Consider the following 20,874-nt stretch of genomic DNA (forward strand, 5'->3'; position numbering starts at 1 on the left):
TTACAGGAGAAAAATACTTTTATGAAAAAATTTAATACTGTAAAAATACTTACCATATTTATATTAGTCATTCTAACAAGTGGTTGTCGGTCCTCTGAGAAATCATTTTTATTAAGAGGCACATTTACATGTACTGAACTGCCTTTTGTATCGATGGTTTTTGATCCAGACAATCAATATACATTCTATTATTACTACCATGATTATAAAGAAGGTAAAGGAAAATTAGATAAAGGAAGTTATTTAAAAACAACGGATTCCAACTATATTATTAAAAGTTCGATTTTTAATAACATTGAAATCACTTATAAAAAAGCTGGCTTCAATATTATCATTAATGACAAAACCTATTACTTTAAACAGATCGATGCAATACCAAGTATTCAAACAAATTATGAAAGTAGGAAGATTGATAATGAAAAAAATATTAAGTTTAATAGTCTTTTTTTGCATCCTTATTTCATCAACCGCAATTAATGCCCAAGAAATTTCATCAGAAGAGAGAAGCTAGGAAGTTTTTGTAACGCCTGTTCCTCAAGAAGAAATTAGCAGGCTAGAACAACTGCAATTAGAAAAACTAAATAGTAAAAAAACTCCATTGTATGAATATAAAACTGAACTAGTAGGAACTCAAATGGCTACGAAAGTCAAAATAGGCTATGCTGAAGGCCAACCGCCAAATGGAACTATATTTGATGCAAAAGGTGGCGGCTTTTATTGGTCTGATAGTGGGAGTAAAGTGACTGTCACAATATCAGTTGCGTATGGTGCTTTTTCGTTAGGAGTAACTCAAGGAAATATAAATGGAACTAGAGTTATAGTAGAATCACCGTATGTGAGACAAGCAGTTAAACTATTAATTCATAAAGATATTGAAGTAAAAAAATATAAGTAATATCGAAAAGTTGTTATGGGTAATGGAACATGGGAATATATAGGCGACGTCTATACACAGGTACCAGTATTAAATTATTTTACCGTCGTAAAGGTATAAACAAAGATCATCATTCTTTAAACGAGAACTTAGCTAATTGCTAAGTTCTCATTTTTTTAAACTAAATTTCATAAGTAACAATGAGTTAGATTAATCTATGTTTTATATGAAAATTACCCTAAACTTTCTGACTCATTTATAATCAAAACTTTTCCAAATTCTACTTCATTATTTTCAAAGTAATCATGCGCCTCGTTCACTTGTTCAAATGTAAAAGTCTTCGGATTAATTAAAGGTTTTATTTTCCCTTCCTCGACTAATTTCGTAATGTGATTTAAAATAGCCGCGTGTTCTTTACGCCCTTCTTCTGTTTTTTTCGTGAGCATAATAAAAATAACATGTAAAGATAATGATTTATTATGCAAAATTGATAAATCATGTGTTGAACGTGCAGCTATGGCTAAAACAGATCCTTTCGGTTTAACGGCAAGAAATGACTTATCTAAGTTATCGCTACCAACCGTGTCAAATACTAGATCAAAACCATTTCCACCAGTTAAACGATTTACGTACTCTTCAACAGTTTCTTCCTTGTAATTTATAACGTGATCTACACCTAGCTTTTTTACTAAGTCAGCCTTTTCATTCGTTGAAACCGTAGTAGAAACAATTGCCCCAAAAGCTTTCGCCAATTGAATTGCAATATGGCCTACGCCACCTGTACCGCCGTGAATCAAAATATGGTCCCCTTGTTTTATATTGCCTCTTTCAAAAAGTGCTTCCCAAGCTGTAATCGATATTAACGGTAAACTCGCAACCTCATGAATCGGTAAATTACTTGGAGCTTTTGCAATTTCTATCTCATCAATTAACAAATAATCGGAAAGAGCACCTCCAGAAACATTCATTCCGAAAACAATATCTCCAACTGAAAAACGAGTTACACTCTCGCCAATTTCTACGACTTCACCGGAAAAATCACTATGTAAAATCATTGGAAAATTTGGATGAAAAGGATTTGGTACAATCCCCTTTCTAATTTTAGTATCAATTGGATTCAAACTAGTAGCAGAAACTTTTACTAAAACTTGGTTACCTTTTGGCTTTGGACAGGCAATTTCTTCTAACTTAAATTCAGAGCTATCACCATATTGATGGATTAAAATCGCTTTCATTTAATTACCGCCTTCTTTCAAATTGGAAATATTTGTTGTCATTGTACCATAATTCGAGTACCTGAAAAATTGATTAGAACTTTAGATGAAATTTGCAAGCTAATCATGTTACACAAGTTGAAAATTACTAGTTAAAACCTTAATGAGGCTATTATTTTTACTGTTTAATACGATGGAAATATATATAATTAAAAAAAGGCATGCGTCCGAAGAATCGAACTCATGCCCAGAAATTATAATACTTGGTTGTATACAAAATAGATAGGTATTTTACTAACTTTTACGAAACTTATTTTACTGTTAGTATTAGAGGGTTACTCTCTTTTCCATTTGCATTCAATGAAACAATCTTAACTTGTTCACCAGCTGTTAACTTAAGGTCATTAACAAAAATTGAATAAGTCAAATTTACTGTATCAATAGCTCCACGATTTAGAACTTGTGAAAAATCTTTCCCATAATAGATTCGCATTTTAGTAGCACCTTGTGGTACAGTCCCTTTAATAATTAAATCAGTCGATACAAAATTATCCGCTGTCGGCATTTCTGCTGGAGTTGCTTTTCCAACAGTAAATTCTATTTGAGATAATAGAATACCTGAGTCCGTACGAGCGTTAATGCGAATGACATCCCCAAACTTTGGAAGACCATTTATCGTTGATCGCATACTAGCATAAAATTCACCAGTTGTTTTATCAATTGCACGTGTGCGTAATAGACTTCCATTTACATAGATATCAATTTTATCTGCAATTTTTATTGTTTTACCAATTACTTGTTCGTCACCCTCTAAATAAGGAGTAATCTTTAGCAATTCAGTTTGAACATAACTAACTTTTTCTTTTCCTGGAATATCCTTATTATTGTAAGGGACAACTTTAATCTGATCTCCTGCTACTGCATTTGCATCTTTTAAATAAGCTAACAGGTCTACACCATTTGCTTCTACATTACGTTTACGAATATGTACACCATTTACATAGATTCGAACGTATGCAGTTCCTTCTGCTACTTTCCCAGTTAGATACGTATCACCTTCGATATATTTATCTAGTGTTGGTGCCCCTACTTGATTATTTATAACAGTTAGTTCAATTGCTTTTCCTAATCTTCCCTTTGCATCAGCAGGCACTAATCGAATCACATCACCAGCTTTTAGCGTGTTTGAAACATGTCCTAAAAATGTCCCATCACCAGAAACTGGACGAACACGAACTAATTCATTATTTAAATAAATATAAACACTCTTCGTACTTGGAGAATTTGTACCATACACAGTCGTTTGACCTACTAAGATTGGATTAGCAGTAATCGTTATATTTGAAATATCCAGTAATTCTTGCGCTTTATTAATTAATTCTTGTAATGTATCTTTTTCTTGTCCAGCAGGTAAATTATTAGCAGCATTTTGAGCTGCATCAATTGCTTCTTGATCTGTTGAATCTTTTAATTTGTTATGAGCAGCATCTGTAAATAAATCTTCTACTTTATTTTGAGCATTCTCTAATTCTAAAGCTTGATTTTTTTGATTTAGTAAATCTTGCGCTTTATTAATTAAATCCTGTAATGCATCTTTTTCTTGTCCTGAAGGCAATTTATTTACAGCATCTTGCGCTGCATCAATTGCCGCTTGATCGATTGTATCTTTTAATATGTCATGAGTATCATCTATAAATAAATCTTCTACTTTATTTTGCGCATTTACTAGATCTTGTGAAGCTTGTATTTTTTCATCTAGTAAATCTTGCGCCTTACTGATTAAATCTTGTAATGTATCTTTTTCTTGGCCATTAGGTAATTTATTAACTGTATCCCGAGCTACATCAATTGCTTCTTGATTGATTGTATCTTTTAATATGTTGTGAGCCTCATTTGTAAATAAATCTCCTACTTTATTTTGAGCATTTATTAAATCTTGTGTTGCTTGATTCTTTTGATTTAATAAATCCTGCGCTTTATTAATCAACTCTTGCAAACGATTTTTTTCCTGCCCAGTAGGTAATTTATTAACTGCATCTTGAGCTGCATCAATTGCTTCTTGGCTTGTTGTTTCTTGTAAAGAATTAAAATTACCATCTTTAAATAATTCTTCAGTTTTACCTTTTGCATCTTCTATTAATTTTTTATTTAGTAATTCTTGTGCTTTTGCAATTAAAGCCTGCTGACGCTCCCTCTCTGCACCAATTGGTAAAAGATTAATAGTTGCTTGGGCATTATCGATACTAGTTTGATTTACTGAATCATTGATACTTGCAAAAGATAAATCCGTAAACAAGTCTTCTACAGTCCCATTACTTAATGAAAATAATCTTTTTCCTGTTCCGATTAAAGAAAATGTATTGGATGTAAAATTAGGATGATTTGAAATAACTGATGATACTTTACTATCCGTTCCGACTGTTACCGTAGATAATATATTATCACCGTTACTCATTTTCCATGTTGTTCTACCTGATGGTAACTCTGGAGACCAAGTATTAATTACCTTGGAATTCATTTTTATTGTTGAACTATTATTCGTATTCCAGATGGCTAAATGTTCGGTTGATTGAATAATCACACTTGTTGGATTGTTAAAATCCAGGACTGAACTTGTTGCTTTTACCGCATCTGCAGTACGACCAGCATAAATAAATAGGCTAGCGTTTTCTGCAATCCCAAGATTTCCTTGCATATAAACAACTGGAGACGTATTCATACCAACATCTTTAATTTCAAACGTCCCTTTAGAAGATACTGAAAATGATTTCCAAGGCTGTTCACTCAATGGTTTTTTAGTATTAATTTTAACAGTTGCATTAGCACCAATATAAAGATTCCCATTGTCATGATAAATAACACTATTGTCAGTTTCATTTGCATTTACAACAACATTAGAATCAGCTCCCACAATAAAATTTGTTCCTGCAAGTTTTGTCCAAAATACAGAATTTGTATTACTATGGTTAACATTTAATTTCCCATTAATTTCAATACTTGCTGCCTCAACAGCTTCTTTAGCACTATCTGAGTTTGGTAGAGTAGTATTATTTATATTAATATGATTATTGCCTTTAAAGATTACTTTCCCGTTCGGATTTAAAGCCAATTTTGGACCGCTATAAGTTACATTTTCATATGTAGCAACAAGATTTGTTTTAGAACCAAGGAATGTAACTGGTCCATATAAACTACTTCCTTTTATTGTTATATTTTTGACTGTAACATTTGAATTATAAGTAAAAATATTTCCTTCCTTTTGATTTAATAAAGTACCATGTTCCGGTGCAATTAATGTTCGATTATTCCCATCAATTACTACATTTGCTTTTTTATCATTTATTTTTATACCAGCGTAGCCTGAATTGTCTAAAGTAAGATCGTTACCTAAATAGACAGTTGTAATACCGTTATCCAATTCTAGTGCTTTTTTTAATTCAGCATAGGTCGATACTACTGTTTCATTTGCTAAGAGTGTTGATTTTACCGTATTTTCCGAAGTTTCCCCAGATAACTGGAGAGGTTGTATTTCTTCGGCAAAACTGATACTAGTTGTTAAAAGTGTACTTGAAAGTACCACCGATGAAGTCATAACTTTGATCGGTTTTAGCATTTTTCTATTATTTTTTTTCATTATATATTCCCTCCAAAATTTCTTTACTAGTACAAAGGTAAAAATGTACTTTTCAATATTACAATTTTTCCATAAAAACAATGTTCCAAATTTGGGATTCATTATTTATTTTTTCAACAATCAAAAAGTTAATTATTTTTTATAATAAAATACTAAAAAGCTACCGAGAAGCGTTCGATAGCCTTTTAGAGAAAAAGTTATTTCTTTCTAATTTCAGCTAACTTCCAATTCGTAGTTTTTTTTGTATCAGGATTGGTATATTCAATTCTATCTAAGGAATTTATATTTCCTGAAAAAAACATAGCACCTTTTACTGTTTTAGAAATGCCTACTACCTCTCCAAAATTGTCACCATATCCATAGTGTGGAATTTCTTTGCCATTTTGATCAAAAGCCTTAAAATCTAATGAGCCAATGCCCCTCTCACTTCCAGCATTATTTGTTATTTGTACTTTAACTTTAAAAACATGCTTTGGTGGGTCTTTTTCAATTGAATCTCTTTTACCGTAAGTTTCTAGTTGACCAATTGAAATCGCAAAATTATTATTTTCTTTTATTTTTAGGTCATTTTTATTTTTACTTATCCCTAAACAGCCAATTAATAGAAAGATCGACATTAAAAAAACGATTAAATACACGTACTTCATTTTAAAATCCCCTTACTCACCTAATTACATGACAACAATCTTTTCAGATAAAATGCCGTTATCATACATCACATTTTTCGTATCAAAAATTAAATTTGAATCTTTTTTGACTTTTTCCCAATCAAAGCAACTATGTGGAGTTCCTATAACAACAAGGTCCGAATTTTGTACTATTTTCGAGTCATATTCATAACAAGGAATAGTCGTCCCATTCATTTCAACATGATTAGAGTATGGTTCAATAATTTTGATCGTTTTTACTTTATTTTGTAGTTTTTCAATTAACCTTACGACAGGGCTTTCTCTCAAATCACCAATATCAATTTTATAAGCGGCTCCTAAAATAACAATATTTGCATGTTTTGGTAACTTATTATCAGATAAAATGTCAATAATTCTATGGTAATTAAATTGAACCATCCCATCATTAATCTCACCTGCTAGCTCAATCATTTTCGTTCTTAAACCATTTTCTTTCGCTTTATATGTTAAATAAAAAGGATCTACAGGAATACAATGTCCGCCGACCCCTATACCAGGAGTAAATTTCATAAAGCCATATGGTTTTGAGGAAGCAGCCTCGATTGTTTCCCAAATATTGATATCCAATTCTTTACATATAATAGTAAACTCGTTAACTAATGCTGTATTAATCCAACGGAAAGTATTCTCGTAAATCTTGCTCATTTCTGCTACTCGTACGTCACTTACGCAATGAGCAGTATGTCCAATAAATTCACGTGCAAGTTCCAGACAATTTTCAGTATAGCCTCCCACTACTTTAGGTGTGTTGTCTAAATTATAAATTTTATTTCCAGGGTCAATTCGTTCTGGCGAATATGCAACAAATATTGACTCTCCAACAATAAATCCTTTTTTTATTAAAGGATTCACAATAAACTCTTCCGTTGTTCCCGGATAGGTAGTACTTTCAAGTATTACTAATGTTCCTTTGGAAGCAAATTCAACAACCTTCTCTCCAGCTGACTTTATAAATGAAGTGTCCGGTTCTTTTACTTTATTGATTGGCGTTGGAACACATATTAAAATAATGTCCATTTTATCTAGTTCATTCATATCTGTTGTAGCTGAAAATAATGAGCTATTCACATATTCTAGTAATTCTAAAGAATCTATATCGTCAATATAACTGTGACCTCTATTCAATAAGTCTACTTTCTCTGTTGAAATATCAAATCCAGTTACTTTATAGCCTACTGAAGAATAGTGACAAGCTGTAGGTAATCCTACATAACCTAAACCAATCACACCGACTCTAGCAGTTTTAGAATATATTTTTTTTTGCAATTCTTGACTTAATGTCGTTAAAGATATTGTCATATTTAGACCTCATTTCTTATTATTGGTTTTATCTAGTACCCCACTTTGACTCCTTAATCGTTAATAGAGCAAATAAACGCAGAGGAAATAGCAACAATAAATGGATAATCCCATAAACTGGTGCTAATAAAAAAATAAAAGGACGCTTTACTACAAAGTGAATATTTCTTGCATATGCTGAAATAGATAGAGTCAGTAGATAGTAAATAAGCATGATCCATCCAAGCGATTTAATTTTAAATAATAATGCTAGTATGATTACTAATCCAAACAAGATCCAAAGTAACATTTCAAAAATTACCCATATTAAAGTGACGGGCTTTTTAAAACCAACCTTTAAAGCCATTATGCTTTCTCTAAAAAAAGATTTATTCCATCGAATTTGCTGTTTAATAAATTGACGAAGATTGTCTGGTACATCTGTGTCACACCTTGCTCCAGATTGGTAGACTGTTTTACCTTTTAAAATTGCATAATTTGTAAGACATCGATCATCTCCCGACTGAACAATTTCACCGAAAAATTTTTGGAATCCATAATTTTCGATGTTATCTATTACTACTTCTCTCCTATAACAACTAATTGGGCCCGAACAGACTAAGATGTTTCCAGTTGTAGACTGAGCTGCTCGTTCAACTCGAAATGCATTGTCATATCTCATGTCCAATAACTTTGTAAATAAATTTTGGTTCTTGTTTCGTGCATTAATATGACCTGTAACAGCCATTACTTCAGGATTAGCAAATGGGCGCATTAATTCTTTTAGAGCGTTAGGATAAATATACCCATCTGAATCAACTGTAAAGAAAATATCACAATCAGCTTGCTTGAAAGCCCAGATTTGGGCATGGCGTTTACCTTGATTCTGTTCAAGTCTATGAACAATTAGTCTTGGACGCTTCTTATCTTTAAAATTCTTTTCATAAGTTTTCTTAAATTCTAAAACGGCAAGATATCCACTTTTATCTTTACTTCCATCATCAATAAAGAATATTTCATGAACTGGATAATCTTGATTTAAAACACTTTTAATCGTCTCAATGACCGCACTAGGTTTTTCATTATATGATGGAATAATCACTGAAACTTTTAACTCAGGAGGATCATTTATATAAGCCTTATATAAAAAAGACAAAAGCATCTTACCAATTAGATAAATAATCATGATTGATCCATATAAACCAAAACTCTTTGAAATGCCCCCCCTAAATTGAATATTTAAAAATGTTAAGCCAAATACTAAAAGAACAAATAGTGCTACTATTATAAAAGAATGAATATTTCTTTCTGATTTAAGTTCCCATGTTTTCATAAATTCCTCCCGCTGTTGAAAGTAGATTACAACAACAAATTTAACTCATTTTGGGTAGATATTAATTCCATAAATAAAATATAAAAAACCAAATCTAGTACTCTTAATTTTGAAATAAAACATTGAACTAACTAAAAAAAGTTCCCATATCTCAATAAGAACTAAAAAAATGCATATATTAACTTAGTTTTTGGTAATAGTTTCCGTTCCCCTTCAAAGTTATAAAGAATCCAAATTCATCTTTTATACCAAATTTGAAACAATGTAATCTATATTTGAGAAAGGAAATATTTTCTAAAACTAATTATTCGATATAATATTTCAGAAAAGATAGGAAAAACAGATGCTCAAATCATTCAAATAACTTTTCCTGGATAATATAAGTTCAAATCAGTAGTAACATATTAAGGCTCTCGTTCGTTCAACACAAAAAGAGGATGATCATTCATTGATCATCCTCTTTTTCAAGTTGGGTTTCCTCTATTTTTATGTAATTGTAAACAGTAAATTTTAACAAGTAATAAAAATCAATTGTTTAGCAAAGGTCGCTCTTGTAAGTATAGAGCTAAATCTGGACAGTTCCCTTCAACAATTTCCTTTGCAATAAGCTTCGACAGCAGCTGACTGTAAACCGTACCGTTATCACCAAAGGCAAATAGGAAATAACAATTTGGAAATGCTTCATATTTTCCGATAATCGGAATTCCATCGATTGTGCCTCCATAAAATGCAGCTAAGGAATATTCTGGCTGTACTTGAATTGTCGGAAACATTTTATTAAACTCTTCAATCAATTTCTTCTTTTTGTGAATCAGTTTACTATCACGATCTTCAGAGTACGAAGTATTATCATCAAGTCCGCCTATGATAATCCGGTTATCATTAGTTGTACGCATAAATAAGTACGGACGAGCAGTTTCCCAAATGAGCGTTCGATTATACCAATCGGAAAGATCTTTGACTGGATGGGTGGTTACCGTGTATGTACTTACAAAGGAAGTTTTTTTCTCATTTTTAATCTCAATTCCTTCATAACCTGCTGCAAAAATAATAGTTCGTGCTTTGATCGAATGACCATTCTTTGTAGAAACGATCATCTTATCTTGTTCTTTATCATAATGGCGACCGTTCATTTCCGTCTGTTCAAATATACGGATTCCTTTACTTGCGGCGTACTCCAAAAGTGCATGGGTGTATCTGAAAGGATTGATTTCCGCATCATTGTATGAATAAATAGCAGCATCCCTGCTAAAAGGATATTTTGCTTCAATATCTTCCTTTGTTAAAAAAGTAAGTTCACAGTTTTGCTGTTTTAAGAATTCATATTCCTTTTTTAGACTTTCAACATCATCTACACAACTTGCGGAATATAGCGTATCTCTTCTATTGAACTCACAATTAATGCTGACTTTCTTTGTGGCTGCTTCAATTTCATTTATAGCTTCCTTCAGTAATTGTAAATGCCTTTTTATGTAACCTTCTCCAAAAGTGTTAATCAGATCTGTAAACATTTTTTCACCGGAATATTGAAGGAGGGCCGTATTCGTACTAGTACTACCGCTGCCAATGGTTGATTTTTCAATTACAACCACATCTAAATTAGAATCTGAAAGATAATATGCACATTGTGCCCCTGAGCTTCCCCCCCCAATGATTAATACATCACAAGATAGGTCTTCTTCCAGTGCTGGATATGATGGAGCATCAGGAAAAGTAGTAGGCCAATAATAGGTTCCAGAGTGTAAATTCATCTATATCCTCCAGTTATTAAGTATAATGTTACTATTTCCAACCTTATTTTGTGTATACCAAAAAATTCTACTTAGATTGAACACAGTGTAATACTAGAAACTATTTCATTAATCCAATAAAAAAGAGAAGCCATTGGCTACTCGTGATCTTTAACTAATACATCCATTAATTCAGTAAGATAGTATCTTTAAACTCTGAAATAAATTTTATCTCTAGATACCTATATTTGCAGGCGTTTTAGCGATTGTTGAAGGATTCATTGCTATTAAAATTCTTAATGATGCTTTTGGATTCTTTTTTGGATTAAATCTTGTTGGGCCCTCTTTATTAATTAATAGTATGATTGTATTTCAACGTGATTACATTTATTTTTTAAAATAATAATTATCCCCTTTCCCTATTAATTAAATTGTACTCCTATTTAACAAAATAGTGTATTTTCGAAGTAATATGCTTATGTTAAATTAACGCTAAGCTTTATTTTGACAAGATTCTTTTTATTTCTAGGCTCTGTACATTATACAAATTTTGGAAAATAATCTCGCTTTTTGTCGAACTTTATTTTACTATTAGTAAGGAAGATGCGGAGATATTATTAATTGTAATTATATATCTTATGAAATATTTTTTTCCTATCTTCTTAATAAAAATAAAATGAGGGAGAGTTTAAGATGAAAGTTTTATTAAAAAATTCTGGGGGATTAACAAAGCAAGTTAAAGTGGGATTTAGTTGGACCACCTTCTTCTTTGGTTTTTTACCAGCATTATTCCGTGGAGATCTAAAATGGGCTGTTATAATGCTTATTATTGAATCTGTACTAGGTTCATTTACTCTAGGAATTGGTGCGTTTGTAGCCGGGATTGTGTTTTCATTTGTTTATAATAAAATATACATAAAAGAACTAATTGAAAAAGGTTACCAACCTGCTAATGACGAATCAAGGGCTTTACTAGAAAATAACTTAATTATTTCTAAAACTGCATAAACAAAAGGCTGACAAATAAATCTCTATTTTTTGTCAGCCTTTTTGTTTGATTGTATTTCCAGATTAACTATTTTAGATTAAAAGTATCCTATTCCCTCATATACATATGGTATTGTTCACTATTGGTGCTCTACATGATGTTTTATAGTACATTCCTCTGAACACGATTCATAACTCCATTTTCCATAAGATCGTACATTAGTGAAATTAAATCTTTTGCCGGCAATATTTTATCCTGGCTAAACCAATAACTCATAATACCGATCATAGCTGAAAGAATAAACTCTAAAATAAAGTCTAATTCTATAGGGTCCATACTAAATTTTTCAAGAAAAGCTTGCCTAATTACAGGCTTTGTTGAATTTTTAAGCTTGCTTGCAAATGCAGGATCACCGTTATCACCAAGTAAAACAGAATAGTATTTACTGTTCTGATCATAGACGGCCATAAACATTTCAAGTGGCATTCCCATCTTTTCATTTAGGATAGAGATTGGGGGCAATTCATTAATTGCAGGTACAAGGGATTCCTCAATCTGCTCTAACAAATCATAAACATCGGTAAAATATTCATAGAAAGTTCCTCTGTTATAACCTGCTTTCTGTGTTATTTCCTTTACAGTTATTTTTTCAATTCTCTTTTCACAGTATAAAGACCAAAAGGCATCAATTAAATTCTGCCTGGTCTGTGCAGTTACTTCCGGTCGCTTTTTCACACTTACCTCCTGTTACGTTTGCCGTAAAAATCCGACATTTAACATCTAATTGTTGGTTGATGGGCAATTTAAACACGATTAAACTGTAAACATACAACAGGTTGTCAGATAATGCAAGGAGGAATATACTGATGATTACTATACTTTGCTCAGGTTCAAGAGGAGATTTTCAACCATATATTGCTCTTGCACAAGAGCTTAAGCAATTAGGAAAAGATGTACGTATTTCTGGTATGAGAGAGTTTGAAGGCTTTGTTACAAGCTATGGTATAGATTTTTATCCTATACAGGCTGATTTCAAATCCCTTAATGTTGATGAGAGTATGCTTAAGGAAGCCCAATCAGCGGATAACCCATTAAGAATGCTTTTAACTTTTAATAAAATGAAAAAATATGGTTTGAGTTTAGCTAATGAATTCTATGCTGCTTGTGAAGGAAGCGAATTAATTATATACCATCCTGGCTGTACTATAGGTTATTTTGCAGCTGAAAGACTTGGTATACCTGCTATTTTGGCTTCTCCTTTTCCAATACACAAAACAAAGGAGCAAACTTCTGTCATTCAGTATGGAAGAGTTAAATCTACACCATTTAGAAATATAATTAGCTACCACATGCTTCAAGGTATGCTGTGGCTGGCATCAAATAATTCAGTAAAATATCTATGGAAGAAAGAATTTGGCGGACTTCCAAAAAACTTTGGTAAACCTTATGAGCGTCATATAGACAAAAGGCAACCTGCTGTTATATCCTGCAGTAACTTTGTTTTCAAAAGACCAAGTGACTGGAATGAAAATATACACCAATACGGATATTGGTTTGTAAAGGAACCAACTGAATATACTCCCTCAAAGGAACTAGCTGATTTCTTAAACTCAGGTGAAAAGCCAGTTTATATAGGATTTGGAAGCGTATTTCGTAAAGATCAGAAAGAAACTCTATCCAAGTTGATTATAGAAGCTCTTTCAAAAGCTAACAAGCGTGGAATAATCTGCGGAATGGGAAAGTTTGATAATCTACCAAACAATATAATAGCTATAGACAGCATACCTCACACATGGCTTTTTAAGAGAGTGGCGGCAGTATGCCATCACGGAGGTGCAGGAACAACCTCTGCAGGTTTTGCTGCTGGTGTGCCAAGTATTATTATACCTTTTGCTAACGATCAACATGCCTGGGCTCATAAAGCTTATGATCTTGAAGTCGGTGCAAAGCCTATTTCTATAAAAAATTTGACTTCAGATAAACTTGCTGAAGCTATTAAATATGCCCTTCAAGATAAAATAGTTCAAAATGCAAAAAGGCTGGCATTAGACATAGCTACTGAAAATGGTGCTAGAAAATGTGCCAAAGTTATTGTTGACAGTTTAGGAAGATAAATTCCAGTACTTTCTTGTTATTATGTATAGTTGTTTTCATATTGGGCACAACAGGCATACTCTCAAAAATCCCTTTCAAAATTTGAACGAAGCAACTCCTGCGGGAATGCTTGGAGCATTCCTCTTTCTTCTTTAATAGGCATAAGCAACTGGAAGATATGACAAGGTTATTTAGAGATAGACATACACACGAGAAAATTGATAAAAAAAACTTTTCATGAGGTGGTTTTAAGTGAATAAAATTATTAAAAGACTCCTGTTTATGTTATTGCTTCTTTTATCCCCTATGGCAACGATTGCTGTATTGGGTGGAGTTTATACAGCTTTTAGAGTGATTGGCGGCTCGGAGTTCTCAATTGCTTTAAGTTCCTTCATAGCGGTTATTAACAATCTTAAGCCTTACTTCCCATACTTGACTTTAATTCCAGCAGCTTTATTTTTACTACCACTGCTTATAAAAAACAAAATGAAAGGCATTCATTTCAGAAAATAGAAAATACCCTAAGACAAATCTAGGGTTTCCGATAAAAAGGCCTCTGTCAATTAGACAAAGGTCTTTATCAATCTTATATTTTTTCACCATCTTAAGTTTATTTTTCCTTAATAATTACCTCTAACTGAAGTAAACAACCATATTATTTACATTAAGAGCATTTGAGTATTACTTTCTAAACCTCAAAGTAATGTAAAGGCTTTAATTAGTCAAAAAACTGGTTGTGATCGTTGAAATGGCTTTATGTCCAATGCAACAGAAGACAAACGATATCAACCAAAAGCTAACATCAAGGTATTGTTAACGGATTAGTGAACGGGATCATTAAATCAGTTAATTTAGCAAATATTTTCATCTTTGGAAATTTAATTAAAAAGTTGAGGCAAATAAAAAAGAGGACAATCATTTAATGATCATCCTAGAATATTTCTTTAAATCTATTAGATTGTTCCTCCAATTGACGTGCTGAACTTCCAATTTCATTAAACCCATTTACCGCTTGATTGATTAGCTCTTTGCTTTCAATAATACTAGTTTGTGAACTTATTGTGGCATCATTAATTCTTTTCACTTCCTCTGTTATTCCCTCAATATGTGAATTAACTTCATTAATAGAATCTTTTACATGGTCTGCTAATTTTCTGATTTCAGTTGCTACAACATTAAATCCACGTCCGTGTTCGCCAGCTCGTGCAGCTTCGATTGTTGCATTTAAAGCCAATAAGTTTGTTTGAGAAGCAATACTTTGGATTGTTTTAGTGATTTTTTGTATAGAGATTACTTGATCTTGTAAAGATTTAAGAATTTCCAAATTTTCATTTGATTTTATTACTACTTTTTCCGTGGCAGTTACTAATTCTTCGTTTTTTTTAACTCCTAATTCAGCTTTTACATTTAGAATAGAAGATATTTCTTGTAATTGCTTAGCAACTTGGATTGCTTTATTTTCTCGCTCGGTAATATCGGTTGCAATTTTTAAAACACCAATTACTTCTCCATTTTCATTTAAAACTGGTGTATAAGTTGCTTCAAGCCAAATGTGTTTACCTAGCTTTGTTACCCTTTGAATCTTTTCTTGAAAACTTTTACCATTTCGTAAGTTTGTCCATAATTTTATGTATTCGCTACTTTGTGCATATTCATCTGTACAAAATTGTTTATGTAAAAGGTTGGGTAACTCAGAAACTTGATAGTTCAGTGTTTTAGCAAAATTTTTATTTGCCCATAAAACTCTTCCGTTTTTATCAAATTCTATCATTGCAAGTGTATTTTCTATCGCAGCTAATACAGCACTTTCTGATAAAACTTGTGTACTTTTCAACAAATCATTTACTATCAATGACATAGGTGTTTTCCCCTCTAACTAGTATTTCTAAATGGATTAAGTTAGCGTTTTACTAAAAATAAGGGTAACTTAAGTTACTAATTTTGCTTACAATTTTAGTAAATTATCAATTACACATACTACTAATCCTAATAAAGTATCGTAGCTTTTTTTCCAGAATAACATAACAAAGTAAAGGCTTATCGTATCAGGAGCAGCAAGGATCAGCCTCTACTTGTTGTCGAACTATTAATCTACAAATTTAATTTTTATATGTGTTAAACCTGCAATTTTTTATAATAGCGAGACACTTTAAAAAAAAAACGAAATAATTATATATACCGGACAGTTGATTTATGAGACAAAAATGCTTACGACTATCCAACCGGTTACTAAAATCACCTTATAAAATTCAGCTAAAAGTTTTTATTTAGAAACCTTAGATAAAAGCTTAAAACTATAGATAGCTGCAAGACCTACGAGTATATAAACAATTCTTGCAAATACACTATCCATTCCACCAAATATGCCTCCGACTAGATCCCATTTAAACAGTCCTACTAATAACCAATTTACCCCCCCTACAATAATCAATATCAAAGCCAAAAGATCTAATGTTTTCATCTTTGTTATCCTCCTTATAATTTTTGTATAGCTTACATTAAATATTATACAAAAAGTTATACAAAGATGACAATATTTTTGTAAAATTCTCCACTTTTAATTTATTAATCTTCTATATCACCTTGAATCATGTATAGTTTTTGTATAAAATATGTATAGCTAATGCGAGGTGATTGATAATGTACAGTATAAAAAAAGTATCAGAATTAATAGACGTTCCCACTGTAACAATAAGAGCCTGGGAAAATCGATTTCATGTCGTCAGTCCAATGCGAACTGAGGGTGGACACCGCATGTACAGCAAAAAAGATTTAGAAACCTTAAAATGGTTAAAAGAGCAAACAACAAATAATCGAATGAAAATTAGTGAGGCTGTCCAACTCCTAAACCAATCACCCGATAACTCGTCAATTGAACCCCTATCCAATAGCAAATCTCATGAGGATATAAATGATATAAAAGAAAAGTTGTATCAAACACTTATCAATATGAATGCGCAAGAAGCAAACAGTATCGTTGAACTAGCTTTTTCATTGTTTAATTATGAATATGTTTTTCATCATGTTTTGGCAGAAATCCTTTATCGAATTGGTGATGAATGGGAAAAAGGAAAAGCGACTGTTGCTCAAGAACACTTTGCCTCTCAATTCATCATAAACAGATTTGCTCAGTTTTTAAGAATTTTACCAGTAAACAATGCACTGCCTAAAGTCTTAGCTTTTTGTCCTGAGGGAGAAAATCATCACATTGGGCTAATGATGTTTAGTATATTCTTACAAAAAAAAGGAAATGAAGTGATTTATTTAGGACCGAATACACCTTTTGATGGTTTATTGGATTTAATTCAACATAAGAAACTTTCTGTTATTACCATCTCAATTACTAATTCTTCTCATTTAGTTAGGTTAGAAAAGTGGATTCAATCATGTATTAAAATAAATTCCAATTTAAAGTTTGTCATCGGCGGGAAAGGCGTTCGTAGAGGTCATTGTACGAATACATCATCTATTACTTATATCACTGATTCGGATTGGGAATCTGTATATGAATCCAAATTCTATTAACAATGCTGTTTTTAGTAAAATAAAGGATCAAATATGTAATAATCCCCTTATAGTAAGACAGTTGTAAAAGGCAGGAAAAACAGGAAAAGCAGATAGGAAATATATTATATAGAGGAATTCAATAAAATCCTTTAAAGTCTTTTAATATCTTTTCATTTCACTTTCCCCTTAATCCTGCATTTCCTTGTTCCTGCTCTTAAGCATGCATCCTGTAGTGGAAATGAACATCACTCAACTTCCTTTACGAAAATTTGGTAGTTATTTGACAAGTTATTTTTCAACAGCGTTAAAAGTATTTGCCATTTAAGCAAATACTTTTGTTAGAATATATTATAAACATGACCATTTAATGGCATACAATAAACTGATTTGTAAAAGGATAAAGTTTTTCATCATCTAAACGAATGTCATTTAAAAAGTACTGATTAATAAAATAACTTATTTCATTTAGTTCAGCAGCTGATGGAATACATGACAAGTTGAAAACGGGGATATGCTTTAATGATAAATGTCCAAAAGTCGTGATAAGAATATCAAATTCATTAAACTTTTGTAATGATTCTAGATCAGTAATATCAAAAGCAATAATTTGAAGTTGGCTACTAAAGTGGTACTTTAATACTTGCGTGATATAATCGTTTTCTACATACGTTCTACAGATTAATGCTGCAGAAAAAGTAGTTTCGTTCCTTTTGCGTAATAATGAGGATTGTACTAATAAAAATATTTCTATAATATCCAATTTTTCCAATATAAAATGCTCGCACTCTAAATATTGGCTAGCTAATTCTTCAATTTCTATAAAAAGAGGATTCTTTTCTAAATATGGTAAAAAACTTAACAGTTGATTAACGCGTGTATCTGTATCAAATTGCGTGTCAAATGAGATTCTTCTCATTGTCTGAACATATTTAAATAAGAATTCATCATCATTAATAATGTCATAGTTTAAATTATTTGATAGTTGCTCTAAAAACAGTTTAGATGAGTAGTCATTATTAGACCTTAAATTCAATCTAATTTGTCTTAAATCATCTTTTCGATTAATTGGTTTCTCTTCATTTGTTAGATACATTGCAAAAAATAAGATTTCTTGCAACTGGATATATCTTGATGGACATTTATACATAAAAGGAAAGATCCTCTTTGATATTTCGAAAAAATCAGTTGTTTGATACGTTTCTAAAACTTCTTCAGGAAAATTAACATAACAACCGTATGATGCTCGTAAGTTTGCAATATACATTATGGTAGTTAAGCGCTGAATAGCCCCGATATGAAGTGAAATGGAATTTTTTGTTGTAAGCTTTAAAAGAGAAGCTAAAAATTCTTCCGTATCATAATTATCGATTTCTGTATGAATATCTAGGCCTTTAACTTCCATGTACTGCATAATAAATCGTCTTATTTTTCGCTCATCCCCCTGTAACCTATAAGGGGAACTCGATAATGCAATACCGTTTGATTTTAATACCTCTTCAATTTTTTCTAATTGTCTATAGACTGTAGAACGACTAATATGGTTTCTATTCACAACATCGCTAACTGTTACACCATTTTGTAAAATAATCATTTCTAAAGTTTGAAAATATGGATTTTTTTCTTTCATATAAATCCATAGACTCTCTAAAGTACCATTTGGCGGTTTGTTTAGGCGAACTCCAAGCGTATCATTTTTCTCTAAATTCCATTCTCTTGGAAAACCAGCGGTCATAAATGTTAAATCTCTCCAAATCGTACTACGAGAGAAACCAGTTTTTAAAGATAGTTCATCTAAACTACACCAATTATTTTTATTGAATAAATAATAAATTAGATCTGAATACCGTTCATTCAACCGGTTCATTTTTCTCACCCCTTATTCCAACATTTCTAATTAAACAGTGAACATCAATCAACCTTACCTTAAATGAAATAGTAAAAAAACCATATTATTAGTATATTTATATAACTCTATTATAGAAATAATCTTTTTTACCGTTTAAAACGGTAAAAAAATATTTTTCCAACATAATTCCCATGAAATTAATTATTCTTTTTTGAAATACGAACAAGTAGAATGGTTTTGTTAACCATGTTATTTGAAAAGTAATTTTATTCGATCGATTTGGTTGACACAAAAAGGATAAGAAAGGTCTCCCCTCTTATCCTTGTAGTTAAATTATTTGCTATGTGATTTTAATTGTTGAACATAATTTCGCAATACAAATATGACACTTTCATTTATTGGAATATCAATCCCGAACCCCTCATTATTTTCAAGGGAAATGAACCCATGAAGGATACTTCTAAGTCCTCTAACAGAATGAATTAATTCAATTTCACTTAGTTCATAAGGTTTTAAAGTCGCAAAAATTAATTTTAATATGTTATTAGCTACTATACCATATTCCTCTACAATAGTAGTTTTAGGTGATAATGTTGCTTTATATAATCCAGGATGATTTCTTGCAAAGTCTAGATAAGCAAATGCTAATGAATAGATTGCTTCTTCATCAACTTTCCCTTCTATAGCATCACGCAGTTGATCATAAAGTTGCTTAATGCCAAAAAGAGCAATATTATTTTTAAGTTCTTCTAAATTTTTAACATGATTATAAATAGAAGGAGGTTGAATTGTTAGCTTTTTTGCCAAATAACTAATCGTCAAAACCTCCCAGCCTTCTGTATCGACAATTTCGATTGAGGTTCTAAGTAATTCATTAAAATTCAAACCAATTCTAGGTGACATAATCTAACTCCTTTATTTACTGCTTTTTAATAGCAAGTTCAATTGCTTCTTGTGGATTAGGTAACATCGTACCATGACCGACCGCTAACAATGTAGGTTTTAAATGACTAATTTTCTTAGCACTATTGATTGCTACTTCCTTATTCCAAGTTGCCATCGATGGAAACGGGAATAAGATTCTTAACTGACCAGAAATTGCAAATCCCCCTCTTAATGAAAAAGCATCACCAGCAATTATTGCATTTGTTCGCTGATCTAAAAATGCCATTGAACCAGGTGTATGACCTGGAGCTTCAACCGCAACTAGAGATCCAATCGTATCTCCTTCTTGTAATAAACGATCAGGTGAAGTCTGGATATTTTTAGGAATACCACCTCTAATTGGTGTATTTGGCTCATTAGCTTCTAAACTAGTATCTCCCTTTAATATTTTTGAATCTCTTCTTGAAATAGAGACAATCGCATCGGGAAGCATTGCCTTTAATTGATCGAGAGATCCGACATGATCGCCGTGAGCATGTGTTAAGACAATATTCGTTATTTTTTTTCCTATTCGATTTGCTGCTTCAATTATTTTTGGTGCACTAAACGATAATGCTGTATCAATCAACGTAAGTTCATTTTCTTCTTCAACTAAAAAACAATTTACAGGAAAGACATTCGGTAAAAAACTTAACTCATAAAGATAATTATTTTTAGTAATCTTCATTTCTATATCCTCCTAATAATAAAAACTAATACCTTTAGTTTTAATATACTAAAGGTATTAGTTTTTGTGAACAAA

At 31.6% G+C, this 20,874-nt stretch carries 18 protein-coding genes; 6 read left to right on the forward strand and 12 right to left on the reverse strand.

The genetic code is table 11. The features are described from left to right. The first annotated feature begins 21 nt into the window (after nucleotides 1-21). Complete coding sequence (locus tag B7R67_RS14545) at nucleotides 22-477, forward strand: hypothetical protein (protein ID WP_088071617.1); 456 nt, start codon at nucleotides 22-24, stop codon at nucleotides 475-477. Between the two features lie 157 nt (nucleotides 478-634). Next, nucleotides 635-895: a hypothetical protein gene (locus B7R67_RS14550; RefSeq protein WP_088071619.1), complete on the forward strand. Its 261-nt coding sequence runs from the start codon at nucleotides 635-637 to the stop codon at nucleotides 893-895. 212 nt (nucleotides 896-1,107) lie between these two features. Here B7R67_RS14550 and B7R67_RS14555 read toward each other — a convergent pair whose 3' ends face one another. The 6 genes from B7R67_RS14555 to B7R67_RS14580 form a co-directional block, all read right to left on the reverse strand. Continuing rightward, the gene (locus B7R67_RS14555) at nucleotides 1,108-2,109 is read right to left on the reverse strand and encodes a zinc-dependent alcohol dehydrogenase family protein (protein ID WP_088071621.1); all 1,002 of its coding nucleotides are present in this window, start codon (nucleotides 2,107-2,109) and stop codon (nucleotides 1,108-1,110) included. A 289-nt stretch (nucleotides 2,110-2,398) separates the two neighbouring features. Then, nucleotides 2,399-5,722, reverse strand: a complete 3,324-nt coding sequence (locus B7R67_RS14560; RefSeq protein ID WP_088071623.1) for a toxin Cry1Ac domain D-VI-related protein — start codon at nucleotides 5,720-5,722, stop codon at nucleotides 2,399-2,401. Between the two features lie 197 nt (nucleotides 5,723-5,919). Further along, nucleotides 5,920-6,369 carry a hypothetical protein gene (locus B7R67_RS14565; protein WP_088071625.1) on the reverse strand — a complete coding sequence of 150 codons (450 nt, stop codon included), beginning with the start codon at nucleotides 6,367-6,369 and terminating at the stop codon, nucleotides 5,920-5,922. 24 nt (nucleotides 6,370-6,393) lie between these two features. Then, entirely contained in the window at nucleotides 6,394-7,710 is a 1,317-nt protein-coding gene (locus B7R67_RS14570; RefSeq protein ID WP_088071627.1) for a nucleotide sugar dehydrogenase, read from the reverse strand. Between the two features lie 28 nt (nucleotides 7,711-7,738). Further along, complete coding sequence (locus B7R67_RS14575; RefSeq protein WP_088071629.1) at nucleotides 7,739-9,022, reverse strand: glycosyltransferase family 2 protein; 1,284 nt, start codon at nucleotides 9,020-9,022, stop codon at nucleotides 7,739-7,741. A 527-nt stretch (nucleotides 9,023-9,549) separates the two neighbouring features. Beyond that, nucleotides 9,550-10,773 (reverse strand): NAD(P)/FAD-dependent oxidoreductase, encoded by a 1,224-nt coding sequence (locus tag B7R67_RS14580; protein WP_088071631.1) that lies wholly within the window; start codon nucleotides 10,771-10,773, stop codon nucleotides 9,550-9,552. Between the two features lie 672 nt (nucleotides 10,774-11,445). Between B7R67_RS14580 and B7R67_RS14585 the strand changes: the two genes are divergently transcribed. Then, the gene (locus B7R67_RS14585) at nucleotides 11,446-11,760 is read left to right on the forward strand and encodes a hypothetical protein (protein ID WP_088071633.1); all 315 of its coding nucleotides are present in this window, start codon (nucleotides 11,446-11,448) and stop codon (nucleotides 11,758-11,760) included. A 142-nt stretch (nucleotides 11,761-11,902) separates the two neighbouring features. Here B7R67_RS14585 and B7R67_RS14590 read toward each other — a convergent pair whose 3' ends face one another. Continuing rightward, on the reverse strand, nucleotides 11,903-12,475 hold the full coding sequence (locus tag B7R67_RS14590; protein ID WP_088071635.1) for a TetR/AcrR family transcriptional regulator: 573 nt from the start codon (nucleotides 12,473-12,475) through the stop codon (nucleotides 11,903-11,905). Nucleotides 12,476-12,606: 131 nt separating this feature from the next. On the opposite strand from B7R67_RS14590, the gene B7R67_RS14595 reads away from it, so the two are divergent. Then, nucleotides 12,607-13,854: a glycosyltransferase gene (locus B7R67_RS14595; RefSeq protein ID WP_088071637.1), complete on the forward strand. Its 1,248-nt coding sequence runs from the start codon at nucleotides 12,607-12,609 to the stop codon at nucleotides 13,852-13,854. 232 nt (nucleotides 13,855-14,086) lie between these two features. Further along, the gene (locus tag B7R67_RS14600) at nucleotides 14,087-14,347 is read left to right on the forward strand and encodes a hypothetical protein (protein ID WP_088071640.1); all 261 of its coding nucleotides are present in this window, start codon (nucleotides 14,087-14,089) and stop codon (nucleotides 14,345-14,347) included. A 418-nt stretch (nucleotides 14,348-14,765) separates the two neighbouring features. Here the strand turns inward: B7R67_RS14600 and B7R67_RS14605 are convergent, their stop codons facing one another. Beyond that, on the reverse strand, nucleotides 14,766-15,692 hold the full coding sequence (locus tag B7R67_RS14605) for a methyl-accepting chemotaxis protein (RefSeq protein WP_088071642.1): 927 nt from the start codon (nucleotides 15,690-15,692) through the stop codon (nucleotides 14,766-14,768). Between the two features lie 405 nt (nucleotides 15,693-16,097). Continuing rightward, a complete protein-coding gene (locus B7R67_RS14610) occupies nucleotides 16,098-16,295 on the reverse strand; it encodes a DUF378 domain-containing protein (RefSeq protein ID WP_088071644.1) in 198 nt (65 codons plus the stop codon). A gap of 179 nt (nucleotides 16,296-16,474) precedes the next feature. On the opposite strand from B7R67_RS14610, the gene B7R67_RS14615 reads away from it, so the two are divergent. Next, complete coding sequence (locus tag B7R67_RS14615) at nucleotides 16,475-17,359, forward strand: MerR family transcriptional regulator (RefSeq protein WP_088071646.1); 885 nt, start codon at nucleotides 16,475-16,477, stop codon at nucleotides 17,357-17,359. Between the two features lie 346 nt (nucleotides 17,360-17,705). On the opposite strand, the gene B7R67_RS14620 is transcribed toward B7R67_RS14615, so the two are convergent. The 3 genes from B7R67_RS14620 to B7R67_RS14630 form a co-directional block, all read right to left on the reverse strand. Then, nucleotides 17,706-19,205, reverse strand: coding sequence for a helix-turn-helix domain-containing protein (locus B7R67_RS14620; RefSeq protein WP_088071648.1), 1,500 nt, complete (start codon nucleotides 19,203-19,205; stop codon nucleotides 17,706-17,708). Between the two features lie 315 nt (nucleotides 19,206-19,520). After that, the gene (locus B7R67_RS14625; RefSeq protein WP_088071650.1) at nucleotides 19,521-20,090 is read right to left on the reverse strand and encodes a TetR/AcrR family transcriptional regulator; all 570 of its coding nucleotides are present in this window, start codon (nucleotides 20,088-20,090) and stop codon (nucleotides 19,521-19,523) included. A gap of 16 nt (nucleotides 20,091-20,106) precedes the next feature. Beyond that, nucleotides 20,107-20,799, reverse strand: coding sequence for an MBL fold metallo-hydrolase (locus B7R67_RS14630; RefSeq protein WP_088071652.1), 693 nt, complete (start codon nucleotides 20,797-20,799; stop codon nucleotides 20,107-20,109). Nucleotides 20,800-20,874 lie beyond the last annotated feature (75 nt).

The sequence above is a fragment of the Gottfriedia luciferensis genome (assembly GCF_002156865.1).
In the GTDB taxonomy this organism is placed as follows: domain Bacteria; phylum Bacillota; class Bacilli; order Bacillales; family Bacillaceae_G; genus Gottfriedia; species Gottfriedia luciferensis.

Coding starts and splice junctions, on each gene's coding strand:
- B7R67_RS14545 (WP_088071617.1), top strand. CDS start 22: ATGAAAAAATTTAATACTGTAAAAATACTTACCATATTTATATTAGTC.
- B7R67_RS14550 (WP_088071619.1), top strand. CDS start 635: ATGGCTACGAAAGTCAAAATAGGCTATGCTGAAGGCCAACCGCCAAAT.
- B7R67_RS14555 (WP_088071621.1), bottom strand. CDS start 2,109: ATGAAAGCGATTTTAATCCATCAATATGGTGATAGCTCTGAATTTAAG.
- B7R67_RS14560 (WP_088071623.1), bottom strand. CDS start 5,722: ATGAAAAAAAATAATAGAAAAATGCTAAAACCGATCAAAGTTATGACT.
- B7R67_RS14565 (WP_088071625.1), bottom strand. CDS start 6,369: ATGAAGTACGTGTATTTAATCGTTTTTTTAATGTCGATCTTTCTATTA.
- B7R67_RS14570 (WP_088071627.1), bottom strand. CDS start 7,710: ATGACAATATCTTTAACGACATTAAGTCAAGAATTGCAAAAAAAAATA.
- B7R67_RS14575 (WP_088071629.1), bottom strand. CDS start 9,022: ATGAAAACATGGGAACTTAAATCAGAAAGAAATATTCATTCTTTTATA.
- B7R67_RS14580 (WP_088071631.1), bottom strand. CDS start 10,773: ATGAATTTACACTCTGGAACCTATTATTGGCCTACTACTTTTCCTGAT.
- B7R67_RS14585 (WP_088071633.1), top strand. CDS start 11,446: ATGAAAGTTTTATTAAAAAATTCTGGGGGATTAACAAAGCAAGTTAAA.
- B7R67_RS14595 (WP_088071637.1), top strand. CDS start 12,607: ATGATTACTATACTTTGCTCAGGTTCAAGAGGAGATTTTCAACCATAT.
- B7R67_RS14605 (WP_088071642.1), bottom strand. CDS start 15,692: ATGTCATTGATAGTAAATGATTTGTTGAAAAGTACACAAGTTTTATCA.
- B7R67_RS14610 (WP_088071644.1), bottom strand. CDS start 16,295: ATGAAAACATTAGATCTTTTGGCTTTGATATTGATTATTGTAGGGGGG.
- B7R67_RS14615 (WP_088071646.1), top strand. CDS start 16,475: ATGTACAGTATAAAAAAAGTATCAGAATTAATAGACGTTCCCACTGTA.
- B7R67_RS14620 (WP_088071648.1), bottom strand. CDS start 19,205: ATGAACCGGTTGAATGAACGGTATTCAGATCTAATTTATTATTTATTC.
- B7R67_RS14625 (WP_088071650.1), bottom strand. CDS start 20,090: ATGTCACCTAGAATTGGTTTGAATTTTAATGAATTACTTAGAACCTCA.
- B7R67_RS14630 (WP_088071652.1), bottom strand. CDS start 20,799: ATGAAGATTACTAAAAATAATTATCTTTATGAGTTAAGTTTTTTACCG.